This window comes from Sporosarcina sp. GW1-11, from assembly GCF_033088395.1.
Lineage (GTDB): Bacteria > Bacillota > Bacilli > Bacillales_A > Planococcaceae > Sporosarcina.
In genome coordinates this window covers 1-19687 of sequence record NZ_JAPMIW010000033.1, presented here as the reverse complement: position 1 = coordinate 19687, position 19687 = coordinate 1, and the positions used below count along the sequence as shown (strand labels likewise).

Genomic DNA, 19687 nt, shown 5'->3' with positions numbered 1-19687 from the left:
CAGTCTAGTAACGATAGCGAAGAGGTCACACCCGTTCCCATACCGAACACGGAAGTTAAGCTCTTCAGCGCCGATGGTAGTTGGGGGTTTCCCCCTGTGAGAGTAGGACGTTGCTGGGCAAGCAAAGCCATTCCCTTTGGGGAGTGGCCTTTTTGTGTTTCTTCCAAGACTTGAAGTAAATGAAATTTAAGCTATATTCAAAACAGAGTATTAGGTTTTTTAATGAAAATCAGGTAAAGTGAATAAAAAGAAATGAGGCGAATGTGTATGACAACTATTTATGATTTTAATGTGAAAACTACTGGGGGAGAGCAACAATCCCTAAAACAATACGAAGGACAACCAATGATAATTGTAAATACAGCGAGTAAATGTGGCTTTACGAAACAGTTTAAAGAACTCCAGCAACTCTATGAGCAGTATAAAGATCAAGGGCTAGTAGTACTTGGTTTTCCATCTGACAACTTTAATAATCAAGAGTTCGATAATATAGATGAAACATTGGAACTTTGCCAAATTAACTATGGTGTCACCTTCCCTATATTTGCAAAAGTAGATGTAAAAGGAGACAGTGCAGATCCTTTGTTTACATATTTAGCGGAGCAACAAAAGGGCATGTTGACAGAGGAGATCAAATGGAACTTTACGAAGTTCTTAGTGGACAGAAACGGTCAAGTAGTCGAGCGGTTTGCGCCACAAACAAATCCATTAAAAATGAAAAAGTCACTTGAGAAGTTATTTAGCGAATAATAAGAATAGTTAATTAGCACGTATGTACCTTGACACTTTTCATTGTCGCTGATAACCTTTTAATAATCTTAACTGACAATAGTTAATACTGGGAGGCAGAAAGTAAATGTGGGAATCAAAGTTTTCTCGTGAAGGTCTGACGTTTGATGATGTATTATTGGTGCCGGCTGCATCTGACGTGTTACCGAAAACCGTGTCGTTATCTGTAAATTTAACGGATCGTATTAAGTTGAACATTCCTATTATTAGTGCTGGAATGGATACTGTAACAGAATCCAAGATGGCTATTTCAATGGCTCGTCAAGGTGGAGTCGGAATCATCCATAAGAACATGAGCATTGAGCAACAGGCTGAGGAAGTTGTAACGGTAAAACGTTCTGAAAATGGTGTTATTAAAAACCCGTTCTTTTTAACTCCTGAACATCAAGTATTTGATGCAGAGCATTTAATGGGTAAATACCGAATCTCAGGTGTACCTATCGTCAACAATATGGAGGAAAAGAAGCTAGTAGGTATTTTGACGAACCGTGATTTACGATTCATCCAAGATTACTCTATCATTATTGATGAAGTTATGACTAAAGAAAATTTAGTGACGGCTCCCGTTGGAACGACACTTGAAGATGCTGAGAAGATGTTGCAGCAATATAAGATCGAAAAACTACCTATTGTAGATGATAAAGGAATTCTTAATGGTTTGATTACAATCAAGGATATTGAGAAAGTAATCGAGTTTCCAAATGCAGCGAAAGACCAAGCAGGACGTCTATTAGTTGGTGCAGCTGTTGGAGTTACGTCAGACACGTCTGTACGCGTTGAGAAGCTTGTCCAAGCAGAAGTCGACATCATCGTTATAGACACAGCACACGGCCATTCTAAAGGTGTAATTGACACGGTTAAGGCAATCCGTGAGAAATATCCGGAACTAGCGATTGTTGCAGGGAACGTTGCAACAGGAGAAGCAGCAAAAGCCCTTTATGAAGCGGGCGCAGATGTTGTGAAGGTTGGGATTGGTCCTGGATCTATTTGTACGACACGTGTAGTAGCGGGCGTTGGGGTTCCTCAAATCACTGCTATTTACGAGTGTGCGACGGTTGCGCGCAAATACGGCAAGACTATCATTGCTGACGGTGGAATTAAGTATTCCGGAGATATCGTTAAAGCACTGGCTGCTGGTGGACATGCAGTTATGCTAGGAAGCTTACTGGCAGGTACAACTGAGAGTCCTGGAGAGTCTGAAATCTTCCAAGGGCGTCGTTTTAAAGTGTACCGTGGAATGGGTTCTGTTGCAGCTATGGAAAAAGGATCTAAGGATCGTTACTTCCAGGAAGATGCGAAGAAGCTTGTTCCTGAAGGTATTGAAGGTCGTATGCCTTACAAAGGGCCACTTTCCGACACGATTCACCAGTTAGTTGGCGGTGTTCGTGCAGGAATGGGTTATTGCGGTTCAAAAGATTTGGAAACTCACCGTGAAAATGCACAGTTCATTCGTATGACAGGCGCTGGTTTGCAGGAGAGTCACCCACATCAGGTGCATATTACTAAAGAAGCACCTAACTATTCTGTACGTTAATTATTGGATTACAAGCGGTCACGAATGCTTTAATGCTTATGTGACCGCTCTGAATTGCACCTTTTCACCATTTTCCATGGGTGAAAAGGTGTTTTTTTAATGCAAATATACAAGACGTTGTATGAATATGGTACACTGATTTTTGATATGATTACGACGGGGGTATAATGAGTGAAAAAGGTAAAAAGAAGATGGCTGGCAGCGTGGATGGTGCCGATAATGTTGTTGACAATGGTAGGTATTACGCCTGTAGCAAAAGCTGAATCTTCACTAGGTATTCGAGTAGGTGGAGCAATTTTAGTGGATGCAGACAGTGGAAAGGTTTTATATGAAGAAAATGCTGATCAACCATTAGGCATTGCAAGTATGACGAAAATGATGACAGAGTACTTGATGTTTGAAGCGATAGAAGAAGGCACGATTACGTGGGATCAACAGTATCGAGTAAACGGTTATACATATGCTATATCACAAGATCGTCGTTTGAGTAATGTACCACTTCGACGTGATGGCACATATACAATTCGCGAACTATATGAGGCGGTTGCCATTTATTCTGCTAATGCAGCGACTATTGCGATTGCAGAGACGATTGCAGGGACTGAAGCAGAGTTTGTTAATTTAATGAATGATAAAGCGAAAGAACTCGGATTAACTGACTACAAATTCGTTAATTCGACAGGACTAAACAATGAAGATTTACAGGGGATGCATCCAAGTGAATTTGGAGGAAGAGACGAGAACGTCATGCCTGCACGTTCGGTTGCAAAGATGGCCTATCACTTATTAAAAGATTATCCAGAAGTATTAGATACAACGAAAATTAGTAAAAAGGTATTCCGTGAAGGAACATCTGATGCTATCGATATGAAGAACTGGAACTTCATGCTACCCGGTTTGGATTATGAGTATAGAGGTGTAGATGGTTTAAAAACGGGCACTACGGTGTTTGCAGGTCATTGCTTTACAGGTACAGCGATACGCGATGATAAACGAATAATCGCTGTCGTTTTAAATGCTGTAGATGATAAAGGTGTTGGCTCATATGAAGCACGTTTTGACGCGACACGTTCTTTATTCGATTATGGCTTTAGTCAGTTTTCGAATGTCGAGTTGTTGCCGAAAGGATATCAATTCAAAGAGCAGAAAACTTTAGGCGTTTTGAAGGGTAAGGAAAGAAAGGTCGGAATTGAGACAAAAGAGCCGATTAGTTTGTTAATTCGTAACATGGATAAGAAAAAGTATGAACCGCAACTGATACTTGATGAGAAACTTGTGAAGAATGGTCAGGTTCAAGCACCGATTGAAAAAGGTACTGTTATTGGCCATGTGAAGCTAGTGAAAAAAGACGGCACGGATCTTGGTTTCATTGATGGGAAAGTAGCAGGCACGGAGGTTATCACAACAGAAGAAGTGGAGAAGGCAGGTTGGTTCGCTTTAACTTTGGGTGCAATAGGTGATTTCTTCTCTAGTGCTTGGAGCAGCTCTACTGGTTTTGTTAAAGGAATATTTAATTAATAAAAAGCAACGGGCCTATTGATTAGGTACCGTTGCTTTTTCTATATTCCAGACATGTAATAGCTTATTTACCCCCATTCTGATCTCGTCTTCAGACAGTCCGCCGAAGCCTATCAGAAAGGAAGGAACGGAGTGAGTTTGAATGACTCTATATGTGTCCAAACCACGTATTTTAATTCCTGCATTGAGTGCTAGTTCTAGCAATTCCTTTTCAGTTTTTTCCGTGTGTACATGCAACAAAATATGCATGCCTGCTTCATCGCCAGAGAATGTAATTGTAGGCTCGTATGGCTTGAGGGTGTCTGTTAGGATTTGCATCTTTCGTCTGTAAATTTTCCGCATACGATTGAGATGGCGGGAAAATTGTCCTTCTGCCATAAAGCGTGCAAGAATGTGTTGGTCGATTCTAGGTACTGATGATGAAAAGGGAATGAATGCCTGTCTATAGGCTTCTAAGAGTTGCGGAGGTAGCACCATGTAGGCAATCCGCATCGAAGGCATAAGTGATTTCGTAAACGTACTGAGATATATAACGTTTTCACCTTTGTCCATGCCTTGTAAAGAAGGAATAGGACGTCCGCGATATCTGAATTCACTATCATAGTCGTCTTCAATAATGAAAAAGTCAGAATTAGACGCTGCCCAGTTTAAAAGAGCCGTTCTACGCGCTGCAGACAGCACTGCACCAGTCGGAAACTGATGAGAAGGGGTAACATAAGCAATTGTCGCATCTGTCCTCTGAAGGGCCTTTACGTCTAGTCCTTCTTGATCAACGGCAATCGGAATCGTCATGCCGTTACTTTCTGAAAAGGCATGACGCGTCATTAAGTATCCAGGGTCCTCAATCGCATAACATGCTTGTTCGCCGAGTATACGGATAATTAGTGGCAATAACTGTTCTGTCCCGGAACCAATGATAATTTGCTCAGGTATGCAATCGACACCTCGCGAGTGGTATAGATAGCGCGCTATTTCCTGGCGCAATTCTAGATCACCGTGTGGATCACCTAACAGTAATAGATGTGCATTTGAAGTATCCATCACATCACGTGCATACTTTCGCCAAGCTATGAAAGGGAAGTGCTCCGTATCGACGGTGTTTGCTGAAAAGTCATAGTGAATAGTTTCAATATCCCTTTTTTCAGTGATGGGGATAGTAGACTTCGTCGGTTGTACATACGCTAACTCTTCAATTGCTTGCACGAAGTATCCTTTGCGAGGTTCCGCTGCAATGAAACCTTCTGCTGTCAATTGATCGTAAGCCATTTCAATAGTCGTCTGACTCACACTAAGAAGATCTTCTAATTGACGTTTCGACGGTAATTTCATTCCAACAGGAAACTTTCCGTCAGTAATATCCTGCTTAATTTGATTATATATTTGTTGATAGAGTGGTGTATGTATGTTCTTTTGAAGCTCAATAAATATCATATCCATAGAAAGTCCTCCGATTGACCACCTTGGTTATTGTACAACTGGTCATTTTAATGTGGTCAAATTCAATTATACTGAAAATATCGAAAAGGAGGAAGGAAAATGAATTTTAACTATGGTGGCGTCATTATGGACGTAATTAATGCAGAACAAGCAAAAGTAGCAGAAGCGGCAGGTGCAATTGCGGTAATGGCGCTGGAACGTGTGCCTTCAGATATACGGGCAGCGGGTGGCGTGGCAAGAATGGCAGATCCAAGAATTATTGAAGAGGTTCAGCGCGCTGTTTCAATTCCGGTCATGGCGAAAGCGCGTATCGGACATATTTCCGAAGCACGTGTTCTAGAATCCATGAGAGTCGATTATATTGATGAAAGTGAAGTATTAACTCCTGCAGATGATGAATTCCACTTATTGAAGAGTGATTTTAGCGTGCCATTCGTCTGTGGAGCACGGAACTTAGGAGAAGCTGCACGTCGTTTAGGAGAAGGTGCAAAAATGCTTCGTACAAAAGGGGAACCAGGAACGGGTAATATTGTAGAAGCTGTACGTCATCTACGTATGATCAACGCACAGGTCAATAAAATTGTGCATATGAGCAAAGATGAATTGATGACAGAAGCACGTGATTTGGGCGCACCTTACGAAGTGTTGCTAGCTATTAAAGAAGCGGGACGTCTACCAGTAGTCAATTACTCTGCTGGCGGCGTAGCAACACCTGCAGATGCGGCATTAATGATGGAGCTTGGAGCAGACGGCGTCTTCGTCGGATCTGGTATTTTTAAATCAGATAATCCAGAAGCATTTGCACGTGCCATTGTACAGGCAACAGCGAACTATCAAGATTACGCTTTAATTGCAGAGCTTTCAAAAGATATTGGAACGCCTATGAAAGGCTTGGAAATCTCAAAGCTTGCGGAAAGTGAATTAATGGCTAACCGCAGTTCATAAGTAGTAAAGATCGCTATGGAGAGTTATCTGGCCCTAGCGATTTTTTTAGTTTACAACACCTCACTTCTTCCGTAGACCTTGTCAATGCATCAAATTTGTAGTATGGTATATCTAATTTCACATATATCACGATGATAGGAAATAGTAGCAACAGTGTTTTTTTTTAGAGAGCCAGCGTGTGGTGGAAGCTGGTAAAAACCGTTGTGAATCCATCCTGGAGTAGCAGAACTGAAGTTAGTAGGTTCCTGCCGGTAGTTGAGCCGTTATTTCAAGCAAGTGGATTGGGTAACCAATCAATTTGGGTGGCAACGCGGGTAGTTCTCGTCCCTTCTATAGGGGATGGAGGGCTTTTTTTACGTTCAAAAGCGGAAGACGCCGTCTAGTCTCGACAGGCACTGGAGGGCTTATCGAAAAAGGTGCGACCTTTGCACCTGTTCGAAAAGACCGAAGTGACCCGAGAGACTGGCGTCTGGAGCTAGATGTATCCAAAAGCGAAAGACGCCGTGATGGAATAGCTTACCAATACAAAGTAATTACAAGGAGGCGGATAGCATGCTAGATAGTAAATTATTACGTGCGAATTATGAAGAGGTAAAAGCAAAGCTTAGTAAACGTGGAGAGGATTTAACAGACTTTGAAAAATTTGGTGGGTTGGACGAGAAGCGTCGTGCGATTCTTTCGAAGGTAGAAGTTTTAAAAGCAGAGCGTAATGAAGTATCACAGCAAGTAGCACAAATGAAACGCAACAAAGAAAATGCTGATGACGTTATTGCAAAAATGAAGACGGTTGGCGAAGAGATTAAAGCATATGATGCAGAATTATCAAAAGTAGAAGAAGAACTCAACTACGTGCTTATGCGTATTCCGAATATCCCACATGATAGCGTACCGGTGGGGGATAGTGAAGATGACAACGTGGAAATCCGTACATGGGGGGAGCAACCAACGTTTGATTTTGAACCAAAACCGCATTGGGAAATTGGAACAGATTTGCAACTTTTAGACTTCGAACGCGCTGCAAAAGTAACAGGTAGCCGATTTGTATTCTACCGTGGACTAGGTGCTAGATTAGAGCGTGCATTGATCAGCTTTATGCTTGATCTTCATCAGGACGAGCATGGTTATGAAGAGATGCTCCCACCGTATATGGTCAATCGGACAAGCCTAACAGGTACAGGACAACTTCCTAAATTTGAAGAAGATGCATTCCTAATTGAAGAAGAGGACTACTTCTTGATTCCTACATCTGAAGTGCCGGTAACAAACTTCTATCGCGATGAGATTTTAGACGGTGCCAAACTACCGATTGCGTTTACGGCGTACAGCACGAATTTCCGTTCAGAGGCTGGATCAGCAGGTCGTGATACACGTGGTTTGATTCGTCAGCATCAGTTTAATAAAGTAGAACTTGTACGTTTCGTAAAGCCGGAAGATTCTTATGATGAACTAGAAAAGTTAACCGGCCACGCAGAACGTGTACTTCAATTGTTGAATTTGCCATATCGTACATTGAAGATGTGTACAGCAGATTTAGGATTTACAGCTGCTAAGAAATACGACTTAGAAGTATGGATCCCGACACAAAATATGTATCGTGAGATTTCTTCTTGTTCAAACTTTGAAGATTTCCAAGCGCGTCGAGCATCTATTCGTTTCCGTCGTGAGGCAGGTGCGAAGCCGGAATACGTTCACACGTTAAATGGTAGTGGACTTGCAGTAGGTCGTACAGTGGCAGCCATATTGGAAAACTATCAACAAGAGGATGGTTCTGTTGTAATTCCGGAAGTACTACGTCCGTATATGGGTGGAAAAGAAAAAATCGAAGCACCAAAATAATAGCAAAAGAAGCTAGTCAGCAAAGAGTTACTCTTGTTGCCTAGCTTCTTTTTTAGCTTGTTTCCGCTTTTCACGCAGTGAACGGAAGAAGTCAGTTAGTAATTGCCCGCATTCTTCTGCCAAAACACCTTCCGTTACATCGCATTCATGATTGAAACGGGAGTCATTGAGCAAGTGATAAAATGTATGGACACAACCACCTTTAGGATCTCGTGCTCCATAAACAACGCGGGGAATACGTGATTGTAGAATGGCTCCCGCGCACATCGGACATGGCTCTAGTGTTACATAAAGAACCGTATCTTCCAATCGCCAGCTACCTACTACTTCACAAGCTAACTGGATTGCGGAAAGTTCAGCATGTGTCACAGCGTTTTGTGAAGTTTCACGTAGGTTATGTGCACGCGCAATTACTGTATCATTATGAACAATGACTGCGCCAATAGGAACTTCCGCAAGAGCAGCGGCTTTCTGTGCTTCTTCTATTGCCAATTTCATATAAAATCTATCGTCTTTTTGCATACAGTTCACTCCTTACAAATAGTCTATCATGCGAAACATCAAAATCAATAAGCTGAATGTTCCACGTGAAACAAGAGAACTACTCTATATATTTCAAGTAGTCGGTTATGAGATATGGTAAAATAGGAAGTGCAACGATATAGGAAGGGTGGGGGCTATGTGTTTGTTCCATTCATTGCTGTAGAAGGTCCAATTGGCGTAGGAAAGACTACGTTGACAGCAGCAATTGCTGAGACTTTTTCATATGAACAGCTTCAAGAAATCAGTGGTGAAAATCCTTTCTTAGACCAATTCTATCAAGATAAAGAAAAGTGGAGCTTCCAAACAGAGATGTTTTTCTTGTGCAATCGTTATGAACAATTAAAGCAAATTAATAAAGAGTATATTTCAGTCGGCAAAGCTGTCGTAGCAGACTATCATATATTTAAGAACATACTGTTTGCACAACGGACATTAGAGGCAACAGATTTTGTGAAGTACAAAGAAATTTATCGTATTTTGACAGAGGACTTGCCGATGCCTAATATTATCATTTCATTGTCTGCAACGTTGCCGACATTACAGCAACGTATTGCAAAGCGGGGGCGCTCCTATGAAACGGATATAGATCCTGACTATTTGCTACAATTGTCTGCAGACTACCATTCCTATATACCAGAATTTGAAATCGTTCATCCCGAGATTCCCGTGATTCATATTAATGGGGATGAAATGGACTTTGTGAGCAATAAAGCCGACATGGATACTGTATTGAAGCGAGTGTATGAAGCTGTACAGAAAGGTTTGAAGCTCAATGAAATCACATAATATACGGACAAATAGTGTGTTTGCAGTTGCGGGGATGGTTGGAGTGGGGAAGTCGACGATGACGAATGCAGTCGCTTCTCGTCTCGGTTTTCAAGCGTCATTTGAAAATGTAGCGAAGAATCCATACTTGGAGAAATTCTACACCGACTTTGAGCGTTGGAGCTTTCATCTACAAATATTCTTTTTAGCAGAACGTTTTAAGGAGCAGAAGAGGATAGTTGAAAATGGTGGCGGATTTGTGCAAGACCGCTCGATTTACGAAGATGTTGGAATCTTTGCGAAGATGCATGCAGATGAAGGAACGATGGATGCTGTCGACTATGAGACGTATATGAATTTATACGAAGCAATGGTGATGACGCCTTATTTCCCGCACCCTAACGCATTGATTTACTTGGAAGGATCATTGGAGTCAATTCTCGAACGGATTGAGGAGCGTGGTAGAAATATGGAATTGCAAACACCTCGTAGTTACTGGGAAGAAATGTACCGACGCTATGAAGAGTGGATTAATTCATTTACAGCGTGCCCTGTCATTCGTTTGAATATTAATGACTATGATTTACTTAGTAATGAGGAAGATATAGACCAAATTATTGAGAAGCTAGCTGCAGTTATGCAAAAAGAGACGGCATCCCGTAAGTAAGGGATACCGCCGTTCATTTTAATGTACAGGAGCTTTAGTGAAGAATTCTTGGTATAATTCACGAAGTACAATGTTTTCATCTTTTTCATGAATACCAAAAACTAAACTAACTTCTGAAGAACCTTGGTTAATCATTTCGATATTCGCGCCTGTTCGAGCAATCGCAGAAGCGGCACGTGCGGCCAAACCTCTTGTGTGGCGCATACCTTCTCCGACTAGTACGATCATGGAATAGCCACGTTGGAAGTGAACGTCGTCAGGATGTAACTCTTCTTCAATACGGTTGACGATACGCGCTTCTTTTTCTTCTGTTAAATGTTCGTCACGAATAATAACGGACAGGTTATCGATTCCGGACGGAGTATGTTCGTAAGGAATTTCCTCATCCTCGAGGATTTGTAGCAAGTGACGACCGAAACCAATTTCTAAGTTCATCAAGTATTTATCGACGAATAATGTGGAGAAACCATTATCCGCTGCAATTCCAACGACTGATTGTAATTTGTGATCACGATCACGCACAATCATCGTTCCGGGAGCACTTGGATTATTCGTATTCTTAATGCAAACTGGGATCTTATGGCGGAATGCTGGAACTAATGCTTCTTCATGGAACACGGAAAAACCAGCGTAAGCCAATTCACGCATTTCACGATACGTCATCGCGGTAATTGCGCATGGATTTTCAATAACTGTAGGATTCGCTGAAAAAACGGAATCAACGTCAGTGAAATTTTCATAAAGTTCTGCGTTTGTTGCAGCTGCAAGGAGTGCACCCGTAATATCGGATCCACCGCGGTTGAATGTACGTAATGTGCCGTCCTCTGTATAACCAAAGAAACCTGGGAATACGATGATACCTTTTTTATCACGTAATGTGCAAAGCTTCTCGTTACCTTCAGGTAGTGCACGTACACGTTCTGGTCTTTGATTAACGAGCAAGCCGCCTTCACGAGGGTTGACGTATTCTGCTTCTACACCAATGTGCTGGAAGTAAGCTGCAATCATTTTAGCGTTATTATCTTCACCGGCAGCTTTCAGGCTGTCTACGTAAAGAATTTCGTCTGTTTGGTCTTTCTTTAAGCGTCTAATTAAATCTTCCTCAATAACTTGTGCGATTTTCTCGTCTAGTCCAAGTCCTTCTGCAATCTGTTGATAGCGTTTGACGACTTTATCTAGAGCAACTGTTGTATCTTTACCTGCTAAAGAGGTGTCAGCTAATTCAATTAGTAAGTCTGTTACTTTGATATCTTCTGAGAAACGCTTACCGGGTGCTGAGACAACAACGATTTTTCGTGATGGGTCAGACATAACAATATCTACCACTTTACGGATTTGTTCTGCGGATGCGACAGATGTGCCGCCAAATTTACAAACTTTCACTATATACCAGATCCTATCTACTTTGGAGTTTGACTTGCAATTATTTTAGAGGATTCATGAAAACGGGTTGTTATTAATAGCAGAATTCTCTATAATTGTCCTTACACGAAGAACGATTGTTTTTTCATAGTGTACATATAGTTAGGAGAATCGTCAAATGAAAAATGAAATTAATATCGGTTTGCTCGGCTATGGTGTGGTAGGAAGTGGTGTAGCAACTATCTTGCATAATCATCAGGAGGACTTGCAACATAAGCTTGGTGTTCCTGTTTCAATCAAGAAAGTTGTCGTCAAAAATCTAGACAAAAAACGTAACGGTGTCATTCCAAAAGAAATGTTCACCACTTCATTAGATGAAGTACTCAATGATCCTGAAATCGATTTGATTATTGAAGTGACGGGCGGTTCGTCTGACGCGATACGTCGTTCACTAGAAGCCGGCAAAGGTGTTGTAACAGCGAATAAGGACGTAATGGCTGAGTCGGGTCCAGAATTATTGAAGTTAGCAGATGCAAATAAGTGTGACCTGTTATATGAAGCGAGTGTAGGAGGCGGTATTCCGCTGATCCGCACATTGGAAGACGGACTGGCATCAGATCGCATTACAGCATTAACAGGGATTGTAAACGGAACGACCAACTTTATTCTAACAAAAATGAAACATGAAAATAAGACATATTTAGAAGCATTGGCGGAAGCGACGGAGCTAGGTTTTGCAGAAGCAGATCCTTCAGCCGATGTGGATGGAATTGATGCAGCACGTAAAATGGTTATCCTTGCATCTTTATCTTTCTCAACAGAAGTACATCTCGATGATGTATTTGTTCGTGGTATGAAGGAAATTAAAGATGGTGATTTAGAGTTAGCCGAGCAATTTGGCTATACGATTAAAATGGCTGGAACTGCAAAGAAGGACGAAGATGGGATTGAAGTGGCTGTAGAGCCAGTATTCTTCCCGAACTCTCACCCTCTTGCAACAGTTAATAATGAATTTAACGCAGTCTATGTCTATGGAGACGCAGTGGGTGAGACGATGTTCTACGGACCGGGCGCTGGCTCTTTGCCAACAGCTACATCTGTAACGGGTGACGTTGTGGCGGCTTGTCGCAACTTGCTGCTTGGTGTCAACGGTAAGAGAATGCATGCACCACAATATGAACGCAAAGTGAAGTCAGATGATCAAAAATTTGCTCGCTATTTCCATCGTATCACTGTGCGTGATGAAATCGGTGTATTGACGGAGTTAACTTCGATTTACAGTCACCACAAAGCAAGTTTGGCAACAGTCGTACAAGACTCGGAGCTTCATGATGAAGGTGCAGATTTAATCTTCATTACACATAAAATTTCACGACAACAGCATTTAGATATTTTAGAAGACTTAAAAGATACACCAGCGGTTATTGACGTTTTAAGTCATTACCGGGTGGAAGGAGAATAATTTAACATGAGAAGATGGAATGGATTAATTGAGGAATATAAAGAATGGTTACCAGTAACAGAAAATACACCAGCACTAACTTTGCAAGAAGGGAATACGCCACTGATTCACCTTGAAAACTTATCCAAGCAGTGGGGCATCAACCTTTATGTGAAGACAGAAGGTACAAATCCTACGGGTTCATTTAAAGACCGTGGAATGGTAATGGCAGTTGCAAAGGCGAAAGAAGAAGGTAAAACAGCATTAATTTGTGCATCAACAGGTAATACATCTGCAGCGGCTGCTGCATACGGTGCGCGTGCAGGTATGCGTACGATTGTTGTTATTCCAGAAGGGCGTATTGCGCTAGGTAAATTGGCGCAGGCGAAAATGTACGGAGCAGAAATCGTGGCTATTGAAGGAAACTTTGACGAAGCACTTCGCATGGTACGTGAAGTTGGCGAAGGTAAAATTGCGCTAGTAAACTCGGTTAATCCATACCGTCTTGAAGGACAAAAGACAGTAGCGTTCGAAGCTATTGAACAGTTAGGTAAAGTTCCTGATATTTTCGCATTGCCAGTAGGTAACGCAGGAAATATTTCGGCGGCATGGAAAGGCTTTAAAGAATATGCAGAGAAAAAAGGTACCGGTACACCGAAATTACTAGGTGTTCAAGCTGATGGTGCAGCACCCATCGTTTATGATCGTGTATTCGAAGAGCCAGAAACAGTTGCAACAGCGATCCGTATCGGAAATCCTGCAAGTTGGCATTTAGCGACACAAGCACTTGAAGAATCAGGCGGCGATATTTTATCTGCAACAGATGAAGAAATTCTAGAAGCATACCAATTGCTAGCTGCAACAGATGGAATTTTCGCAGAACCTGCATCATGTGCAACAATTGCGGGTATTAAAAAACGTCTAGACGCTGGTTTGATTGAAAAAGGAACGACGATTGTCGGGATTTTGACAGGAAACGGCTTAAAAGACCCTGAAACTGCAATCAACGTCAACGCACATAAACCATTGATGACAAATGAGCAGTTTGATAACTTCTTGAAAGAATTGAAAGAGGGGAACGAATAATGACAGAAGCCGGTTTTTCAGTAACCGTACCAGCCACAACGGCAAATCTCGGACCCGGCTTCGATCATTTAGGTCTTGCCCTTTCACTAACGATGACAATAGAAGTAACAACTGCACCTAAGTGGGAAGTAAAATATAAGGATAAGGAATACGCTGAGATTCCTACGGATGAAACGAATTTGATCATACAGACCATAAAGAAAGTAGTGGCAATGTACGAGCAAGTTGTTGCACCGCAGAAGCTAGTAGTTTCTTCTGATATTCCATTAGGTAAAGGTCTTGGTAGTAGTGCAACGGCAATTGCTGCAGGAATTGAGATTGCCGGCGAATTAGCAAACTTGCAGTTATCTTCGCAAGACAAGCTTCGTATCGGCAGTGAACTCGAAGGCCATGCAGACAATATCACAGCAGCTTTGCTTGGTGGACTGACTGTTTCTTACTTTACAGAAGATGAAATGGAAGTACTAACGTTTCCGGCACCTCCAATTGGAGTCGTGATCTTAGTCCCCCCAGTAGCTTTAAAAACCGAAGCGTCGCGTGGATTGCTACCTGAGCAATTGGCACACAAGGAAGCGATAAAAGGTAGCGCAGCAGGTAGTGTAATGACTGCCGCGATTGCGCAAGCCGACTGGGTGACGGCTGGTCGTATGATGGAACGCGATGTTTTCCATGAGCCATACCGCAAAGTTGGGTTCCCTAATTTTGACGACATTCGATTAGCTTGTCATGAAATTGGAGCGTACGGCATGACGATTAGTGGCGCAGGGCCTTCTCTTTTCATCGCTGTACCACCAGACACAGAGAAACAAGTAGCTGCTTCACTTAATCAGCTTTTCCCTCATTATCAAGCAATCGCACTACAACCTGCAGAGACAGGTGCAGTTATAACAAAATAAACAGCGTCCGGACAATGAGTCCGGACGCTGTTTTGAATTTTAGGCAATAAAAAACGTTACATCGAGTAACGTGTGCTGTCAAAAAATATGGCGGAGGAAGAGGGATTCGAACCCCCGCGGGCTTTAACACCCCTGTCGGTTTTCAAGACCGATCCCTTCAGCCGGGCTTGGGTATTCCTCCGTATCAGACAAGTAATAATATATCATGCATTTCATGAGACGTCAACCAATATTATTAATTCTTTTTTTCTTCTAAAAAATAGCGCCAGCAATAGAAAATTAGCAGGCCTATACAAACAGCGGGCAGTACAATCGCAGTGTACATGAAAACTCCAGGGTTTCGAAAAATTAGATCAAACTCTTTTTTATTTTGCATCATTCCAGCAACGATTTTTAGTGTATTCTAACACCGTTAAAGTATATCTACAATAAATTTTATATATCGTTTGATTTTTACTAGGGATTCTGTATAATAGGAAATGCCGTGCTAGGTGGGGAATTAGCGGTGCCCTGTAACTTGCAATCCGCTCTAGCAAGACTGAACTCCTTCTCGAGGCTGTCCGTATTGTAGGGTCTGCCTTTTGCACGTAGTGTTGACGTCTGGGTCCTGCGCAATGGGAACCCATGAATCATGTCAGGTCCGGAAGGAAGCAGCATTAAGTGGACTCTCTCATGTGCCGCGGGGTAGCCTAGACCGAGCCAACGACAAGAGTAACGCTTATGTGCGGCAGTCGAAGGAAGGTGCACGGCTTTAATTGAACAATTCACTCGTCCGTTTTATAACGGGCGAGTTTTTTATGTTTGCAAAATGGTGTATACTTCGAAAGAGATCGTAATCAATTATGAAAGGGAGCGGTTTGCAATGTCTGATAAAAAAATGAACGTTGAAAGTTTTAATTTGGATCACACGAAAGTAAAAGCACCTTATATTCGATTAGCGGGAACTTCAGAAGGCCAGAACGGAGACAAAATCTATAAATATGATATGCGCTTCTGTCAGCCGAATAAAGAACATATGGATATGCCTTCTATTCACTCACTGGAGCATATGATGGCGGAGTTTAGTCGTGATCATTCAGATAAAATTGTTGATATCAGTCCGATGGGTTGTCAAACAGGCTATTATTTAGCAGTGATCAATCACGAAGACTATGAAGATATTCTTTCTATAGTAGAGAAAACATTAAACGATGTATTAGTAGCTACAGAAGTACCTGCTTGTAATGAAATGCAGTGCGGCTGGGCAGCAAGTCATAGCCTAGAAGGTGCTAAGGAATTGGCACGTAATATGCTAGCGAAAAAAGATGAGTGGACAGAAGTTTTCGCTTAAGACGTTCAAGTGATTTGGAAGCCATTCAATCCGTATTCATGTTATAATTGAAAAACTATGCAAAATGCAGAAGAGGGGGAAAGCGGTTGATTTATCAAGCATTATATCGTGCGTATCGACCACAGGCTTTCGGTGAGATGTCAGGTCAGCAAGCCATCAAGCAAACACTGCAAAATACCCTTCTTCATCAGAAAACAACGCATGCGTATTTGTTTTCAGGACCGCGTGGAACAGGGAAGACGAGTGCGGCGAAAATATTTGCCAAAGCGCTGAACTGTGAGAACGGTCCGGCAACAGAGCCATGCAATGAATGTGAAACATGTAAAAGTATCACAGAAGGATCAAATACCGATGTGACGGAATTTGATGCGGCTTCCAATTCGCGTGTAGAAGAGATTCGGGATATTATCGAACGTGTCCATGTAGCCCCTTCTAATGCTCGCTTTAAAGTCTATATTATTGATGAAGTGCACATGCTCTCTAATTCGGCTTTTAATGCGTTGCTAAAGACATTGGAAGAACCGCCCGCTCATGTTGTATTTATTCTAGCGACAACGGAACCACATAAATTACCATTGACGATCATCTCTAGGTGTCAACGTTTTGATTTCAAACCGATTACGGCAGCGGAAATCATAGAACGTATGCGTAAAGTGCTAGGCGATATTAGCGTTACGGCTGAAGATGGGGCATTGCGTGCGATTGCTCAAGCCGCTACGGGTGGAATGCGAGATGCACTCAGCATGCTCGACCAAGCGATATCGTTTAGTGGGGATGAATTAACAACTGAGGATGCTTTACTTGTGACCGGAGCGATAGGGGAAGAAATCTTTTATCAGCTTGCACAATCGATTCAAGCGAAAGATGCTGGCGCCGCACTATCATTACTGCATCAATTGATAGCGGAAGGAAAAGACGTTGGCCGGTTAGCGGAAGATATGATTACGTTTTTCCGAGACATGTTGTTGCTCGGTACAGCACCAGAACTAACAGATTTACTTGAATTAATTTCCGATGGAGAGAAGTTCAAAGAGCTCGCTCAAGCATTTCATTCTGATGAGCTATATCGATACATCGATATTATGTCAAAAACACAGCAAGAGATGCGATTCTCTAATCACGGGAAGGTCTATATTGAATCTGCCCTCTTAAAAATGATTCACTCTGGCGATCAACAAGCCACAACGGCTGCAGTGGATCCTGAAATGTCTCAGAAACTTACTATTTTAGAGCAGACTGTTAGGCAATTGCAACAACAGATAGCATCGGGTACTGTGCAACAAGCTGCAAATGAACCTCAAGCACCTGCGCGTCGGGCAGCTTCTTCAGCTTCTCGATCTGCTAAAGTGCCAACTGGTAAGATTGTAGGCGTACTGAAAGCTGCGACAAAATCGGATATTCAGATGATTCGAGAGCAATGGGCAGGTATGATGCAAAGTTTACAACGGTCTCATGCGGCTTTATTAGAAGAGACTGAACCAGTTGCAGCATCTGAGACCGCTTTTGTGTTAAAGTTTAAGTATGAAATTCATTGTCTAATGGCTTCTGAGAATGCCACGTTGCAAGCCGGACTATCCGATGCTTTGTTACAGCGTACTGGAAAAGCTTACGAAGTGATTTACGTTGCCGAAGAGAGCTGGTTAGAAGTACGTCAAGATTTCATCCAGAAAAACGGTTTGGGCAATCAAAAAGGTCAAAATACTTCTCAACAATCAGACGTGGAACAACCGGCTTCAGCATTTATGCAGGAAGCCACACTTGAAGAAGCGGATCCACTCGTAACAGAGGCGGAAAAGTTATTCGGTAAAGATTTTATTACAATAGAAGAAGAGTAAACTACTAAGGAGGAATTATACATGCGTGGAATGGGAAATATGCAAGGTATGATGAAGCAAATGCAGAAGATGCAAAAGAAGATGGCCGAGGCTCAAGAAAAGTTAGGCGAAGAGCGGATGGAAGGGACTGCTGGCGGAGGTATGGTGAAAGTAATCGTATCTGGTCATAAAGAAGTCTTGGAAGTCATTATTGATCCGGAAGCGGTAGACCCAGAAGACGTGGAAATTCTACAAGACTTAATCGTCATCGCGACAAATGAAGCAATCGCAAAAGCAGAAGAAATATCGAACTCCACAATGGGCCAATTTACAAAAGGAATGAACTTGCCTGGGATGTTCTAGGAGGCTATATAATGCATTACCCTGAACCAATATCTAAATTAATGGATAGTTTTATGAAATTGCCAGGTATCGGCCCCAAAACTGCGGGTCGTCTGGCGTTTTTTGTATTAAGTATGAAGGAAGATACAGTGCTTGATTTTGCTAAAGCGCTAGTTGATGCAAAGCGTAACTTACAGTTTTGCTCAGTGTGTGGCCATATTACAGATATTGACCCTTGTTATATATGTCAGGATCAATCCCGTGACCGTTCAACGATTTGTGTAGTACAAGACCCAAAAGATGTTATTGCAATGGAGAAAATGCGTGATTACCGAGGTTTATATCATGTTCTACAAGGTGCGATCTCTCCTATGGACGGCATCGGGCCAGAAGATATTAATGTACCTACACTATTGACGAGATTGCAAGATGAAGAAGTGCAAGAATTGATTCTTGCAACGAACCCTACTATAGAAGGGGAAGCAACAGCGATGTATATCTCGCGACTCGTTAGACCATCAGGCATTACTACTACACGCATAGCGCACGGGTTACCCGTTGGTGGTGACTTGGAGTACGCGGATGAAGTCACTCTTTCGAGAGCACTTGAAGGTCGTCGAGAGTTGTAAGTTGTGTTAACTGCTAAACAACATCTAATGAAACTCATATGTAAGTGAACTAATTTTGTACAGTAACGCATATAGATAAGTATCTATAGAAGAAAGGGCGTTTTCTGTGGGGGTTTTAGTTATAGTCGCATTAGGAGTTGTTTCATTAATTTTACTAAGCATGAGTAGAACAACCTTAGAAAAGAACATGGAACGCTTATCTGTCTTCTGGTTTCGGTTAGCTTTCGCATTCTTTATTTTGTTCCTAATGAACATAGCAGGTGGATTTATTGGGATCTATGTGCCGGTTAACATTGCATCAGGCGTCATTTTAGCGGTCTTGGGCATACCGGGATTCGCAGCGCTATGCGGTTTCGCCATTCTTTTTTAAAAAGAATGGTGAAATAGCTTGCAATCTACATAGACGGGTGTTATATTAATAAGCGTCGCATTAAGCAGTCACGAAAACATCATTCTTAATTAAGAAAAACCTTTTAAGAAAAGTGTTGACAATGAGATAGCGATTTGATATGATTAGAAAGTTGTCTCTTACGAAAGAACAACTACATGAACCTTGAAAACTGAACAGCAAAACGTTAACGAAATAAACGTTTGTGCATCGGCTTTGTCGGTGACATAAACAAAATGAGTATCTTAATTGATGCCAGCAAATGAAACTCGAGCTAATCGAATTTTCATTCTACTGACTGGCGAGACATTGTGGAGTGCTAGGAAGCGATCGAGCGAAAGAGGGAGCGTACTAACGTACGTGAC

General features: G+C 42.0%; 18 protein-coding genes, 1 tRNA gene, 1 rRNA gene, 1 other RNA gene and 1 other annotated feature. Of the genes, 17 read left to right on the top strand and 4 right to left on the bottom strand.

The window, feature by feature from the left end; translation table 11 throughout:
• Window positions 1-3 precede the first annotated feature (3 nt).
• The 4 genes from rrf (at window position 4) to ORD22_RS14575 (ending at window position 3841) form a co-directional block, all read left to right on the top strand.
• Window positions 4-119 (top strand): 5S ribosomal RNA (rrf, locus tag ORD22_RS14590).
• 148 nt (window positions 120-267) lie between these two features.
• The gene (locus tag ORD22_RS14585) at window positions 268-750 is read left to right on the top strand and encodes a glutathione peroxidase (RefSeq protein WP_317646873.1); all 483 of its coding nucleotides are present in this window, start codon (window positions 268-270) and stop codon (window positions 748-750) included.
• A 106-nt stretch (window positions 751-856) separates the two neighbouring features.
• Window positions 857-2323, top strand: coding sequence for an IMP dehydrogenase (gene guaB / locus ORD22_RS14580; RefSeq protein ID WP_317646872.1), 1467 nt, complete (start codon window positions 857-859; stop codon window positions 2321-2323).
• 171 nt (window positions 2324-2494) lie between these two features.
• Window positions 2495-3841, top strand: coding sequence for a serine hydrolase (locus tag ORD22_RS14575; RefSeq protein WP_411567661.1), 1347 nt, complete (start codon window positions 2495-2497; stop codon window positions 3839-3841).
• Between the two features lie 15 nt (window positions 3842-3856).
• Here ORD22_RS14575 and pdxR read toward each other — a convergent pair whose 3' ends face one another.
• Window positions 3857-5278 carry a MocR-like pyridoxine biosynthesis transcription factor PdxR gene (gene pdxR, locus ORD22_RS14570; protein WP_317646871.1) on the bottom strand — a complete coding sequence of 474 codons (1422 nt, stop codon included), beginning with the start codon at window positions 5276-5278 and terminating at the stop codon, window positions 3857-3859.
• Window positions 5279-5377: 99 nt separating this feature from the next.
• Here pdxR and pdxS point away from each other — a divergent pair, with 99 nt between their 5' ends.
• Window positions 5378-6223, top strand: a complete 846-nt coding sequence (gene pdxS / locus ORD22_RS14565) for a pyridoxal 5'-phosphate synthase lyase subunit PdxS (RefSeq protein ID WP_317646870.1) — start codon at window positions 5378-5380, stop codon at window positions 6221-6223.
• A 122-nt stretch (window positions 6224-6345) separates the two neighbouring features.
• Window positions 6346-6555: a binding site (T-box leader), on the top strand.
• Window positions 6556-6775: 220 nt separating this feature from the next.
• Window positions 6776-8059 (top strand): serine--tRNA ligase, encoded by a 1284-nt coding sequence (gene serS, locus ORD22_RS14560; RefSeq protein WP_317646868.1) that lies wholly within the window; start codon window positions 6776-6778, stop codon window positions 8057-8059.
• Window positions 8060-8086: 27 nt separating this feature from the next.
• Here serS and tadA read toward each other — a convergent pair whose 3' ends face one another.
• Entirely contained in the window at window positions 8087-8581 is a 495-nt protein-coding gene (gene tadA, locus ORD22_RS14555; protein ID WP_317646866.1) for a tRNA adenosine(34) deaminase TadA, read from the bottom strand.
• Between the two features lie 159 nt (window positions 8582-8740).
• Here tadA and ORD22_RS14550 point away from each other — a divergent pair, with 159 nt between their 5' ends.
• Together ORD22_RS14550 and ORD22_RS14545 are read left to right on the top strand one after the other, a co-directional pair.
• Window positions 8741-9388: a deoxynucleoside kinase gene (locus ORD22_RS14550; protein ID WP_317646864.1), complete on the top strand. Its 648-nt coding sequence runs from the start codon at window positions 8741-8743 to the stop codon at window positions 9386-9388.
• A complete protein-coding gene (locus ORD22_RS14545) occupies window positions 9375-10034 on the top strand; it encodes a deoxynucleoside kinase (RefSeq protein ID WP_317646863.1) in 660 nt (219 codons plus the stop codon). The genes ORD22_RS14550 and ORD22_RS14545 overlap by 14 nt, the downstream gene beginning before the upstream one ends.
• Window positions 10035-10052: 18 nt before the next feature.
• Here the strand turns inward: ORD22_RS14545 and ORD22_RS14540 are convergent, their stop codons facing one another.
• Window positions 10053-11417 carry an aspartate kinase gene (locus tag ORD22_RS14540; protein WP_317646861.1) on the bottom strand — a complete coding sequence of 455 codons (1365 nt, stop codon included), beginning with the start codon at window positions 11415-11417 and terminating at the stop codon, window positions 10053-10055.
• 157 nt (window positions 11418-11574) lie between these two features.
• Between ORD22_RS14540 and ORD22_RS14535 the strand changes: the two genes are divergently transcribed.
• From ORD22_RS14535 to thrB, 3 genes are read left to right on the top strand one after another with little or no spacing between them, the layout of a single operon-like run.
• On the top strand, window positions 11575-12858 hold the full coding sequence (locus tag ORD22_RS14535; protein WP_317646859.1) for a homoserine dehydrogenase: 1284 nt from the start codon (window positions 11575-11577) through the stop codon (window positions 12856-12858).
• A gap of 6 nt (window positions 12859-12864) precedes the next feature.
• Complete coding sequence (thrC, locus tag ORD22_RS14530; protein WP_317646858.1) at window positions 12865-13923, top strand: threonine synthase; 1059 nt, start codon at window positions 12865-12867, stop codon at window positions 13921-13923.
• Window positions 13923-14819, top strand: a complete 897-nt coding sequence (gene thrB / locus ORD22_RS14525; RefSeq protein WP_317646857.1) for a homoserine kinase — start codon at window positions 13923-13925, stop codon at window positions 14817-14819. Before thrC ends, thrB begins: the two co-directional genes overlap by 1 nt.
• Before the next feature lie 88 nt (window positions 14820-14907).
• Here thrB and ORD22_RS14520 read toward each other — a convergent pair.
• Window positions 14908-15000 (bottom strand) — tRNA-Ser (locus tag ORD22_RS14520).
• Between the two features lie 301 nt (window positions 15001-15301).
• Here ORD22_RS14520 and ffs point away from each other — a divergent pair.
• From ffs to ORD22_RS14490, 6 genes are all read left to right on the top strand, one after another.
• An RNA gene (ffs, locus tag ORD22_RS14515) (signal recognition particle sRNA large type) lies at window positions 15302-15568 on the top strand.
• Window positions 15569-15681: 113 nt separating this feature from the next.
• Window positions 15682-16149 carry an S-ribosylhomocysteine lyase gene (locus ORD22_RS14510; protein WP_317646856.1) on the top strand — a complete coding sequence of 156 codons (468 nt, stop codon included), beginning with the start codon at window positions 15682-15684 and terminating at the stop codon, window positions 16147-16149.
• A gap of 86 nt (window positions 16150-16235) precedes the next feature.
• Entirely contained in the window at window positions 16236-17984 is a 1749-nt protein-coding gene (gene dnaX, locus ORD22_RS14505) for a DNA polymerase III subunit gamma/tau (protein ID WP_317646855.1), read from the top strand.
• Between the two features lie 21 nt (window positions 17985-18005).
• Complete coding sequence (locus ORD22_RS14500) at window positions 18006-18326, top strand: YbaB/EbfC family nucleoid-associated protein (protein ID WP_317646854.1); 321 nt, start codon at window positions 18006-18008, stop codon at window positions 18324-18326.
• An 11-nt stretch (window positions 18327-18337) separates the two neighbouring features.
• On the top strand, window positions 18338-18934 hold the full coding sequence (gene recR, locus ORD22_RS14495) for a recombination mediator RecR (protein ID WP_317646853.1): 597 nt from the start codon (window positions 18338-18340) through the stop codon (window positions 18932-18934).
• Between the two features lie 106 nt (window positions 18935-19040).
• Window positions 19041-19304 carry a pro-sigmaK processing inhibitor BofA family protein gene (locus tag ORD22_RS14490; RefSeq protein ID WP_317646852.1) on the top strand — a complete coding sequence of 88 codons (264 nt, stop codon included), beginning with the start codon at window positions 19041-19043 and terminating at the stop codon, window positions 19302-19304.
• Window positions 19305-19687: the final 383 nt, after the last annotated feature.

Coding starts and splice junctions, on each gene's coding strand:
- thrB (WP_317646857.1), top strand. CDS start 13,923: ATGACAGAAGCCGGTTTTTCAGTAACCGTACCAGCCACAACGGCAAAT.
- guaB (WP_317646872.1), top strand. CDS start 857: ATGTGGGAATCAAAGTTTTCTCGTGAAGGTCTGACGTTTGATGATGTA.
- ORD22_RS14545 (WP_317646863.1), top strand. CDS start 9,375: ATGAAATCACATAATATACGGACAAATAGTGTGTTTGCAGTTGCGGGG.
- pdxS (WP_317646870.1), top strand. CDS start 5,378: ATGAATTTTAACTATGGTGGCGTCATTATGGACGTAATTAATGCAGAA.
- pdxR (WP_317646871.1), bottom strand. CDS start 5,278: ATGGATATGATATTTATTGAGCTTCAAAAGAACATACATACACCACTC.
- ORD22_RS14500 (WP_317646854.1), top strand. CDS start 18,006: ATGCGTGGAATGGGAAATATGCAAGGTATGATGAAGCAAATGCAGAAG.
- ORD22_RS14535 (WP_317646859.1), top strand. CDS start 11,575: ATGAAAAATGAAATTAATATCGGTTTGCTCGGCTATGGTGTGGTAGGA.
- recR (WP_317646853.1), top strand. CDS start 18,338: ATGCATTACCCTGAACCAATATCTAAATTAATGGATAGTTTTATGAAA.
- thrC (WP_317646858.1), top strand. CDS start 12,865: ATGAGAAGATGGAATGGATTAATTGAGGAATATAAAGAATGGTTACCA.
- ORD22_RS14510 (WP_317646856.1), top strand. CDS start 15,682: ATGTCTGATAAAAAAATGAACGTTGAAAGTTTTAATTTGGATCACACG.
- ORD22_RS14585 (WP_317646873.1), top strand. CDS start 268: ATGACAACTATTTATGATTTTAATGTGAAAACTACTGGGGGAGAGCAA.
- serS (WP_317646868.1), top strand. CDS start 6,776: ATGCTAGATAGTAAATTATTACGTGCGAATTATGAAGAGGTAAAAGCA.
- tadA (WP_317646866.1), bottom strand. CDS start 8,581: ATGCAAAAAGACGATAGATTTTATATGAAATTGGCAATAGAAGAAGCA.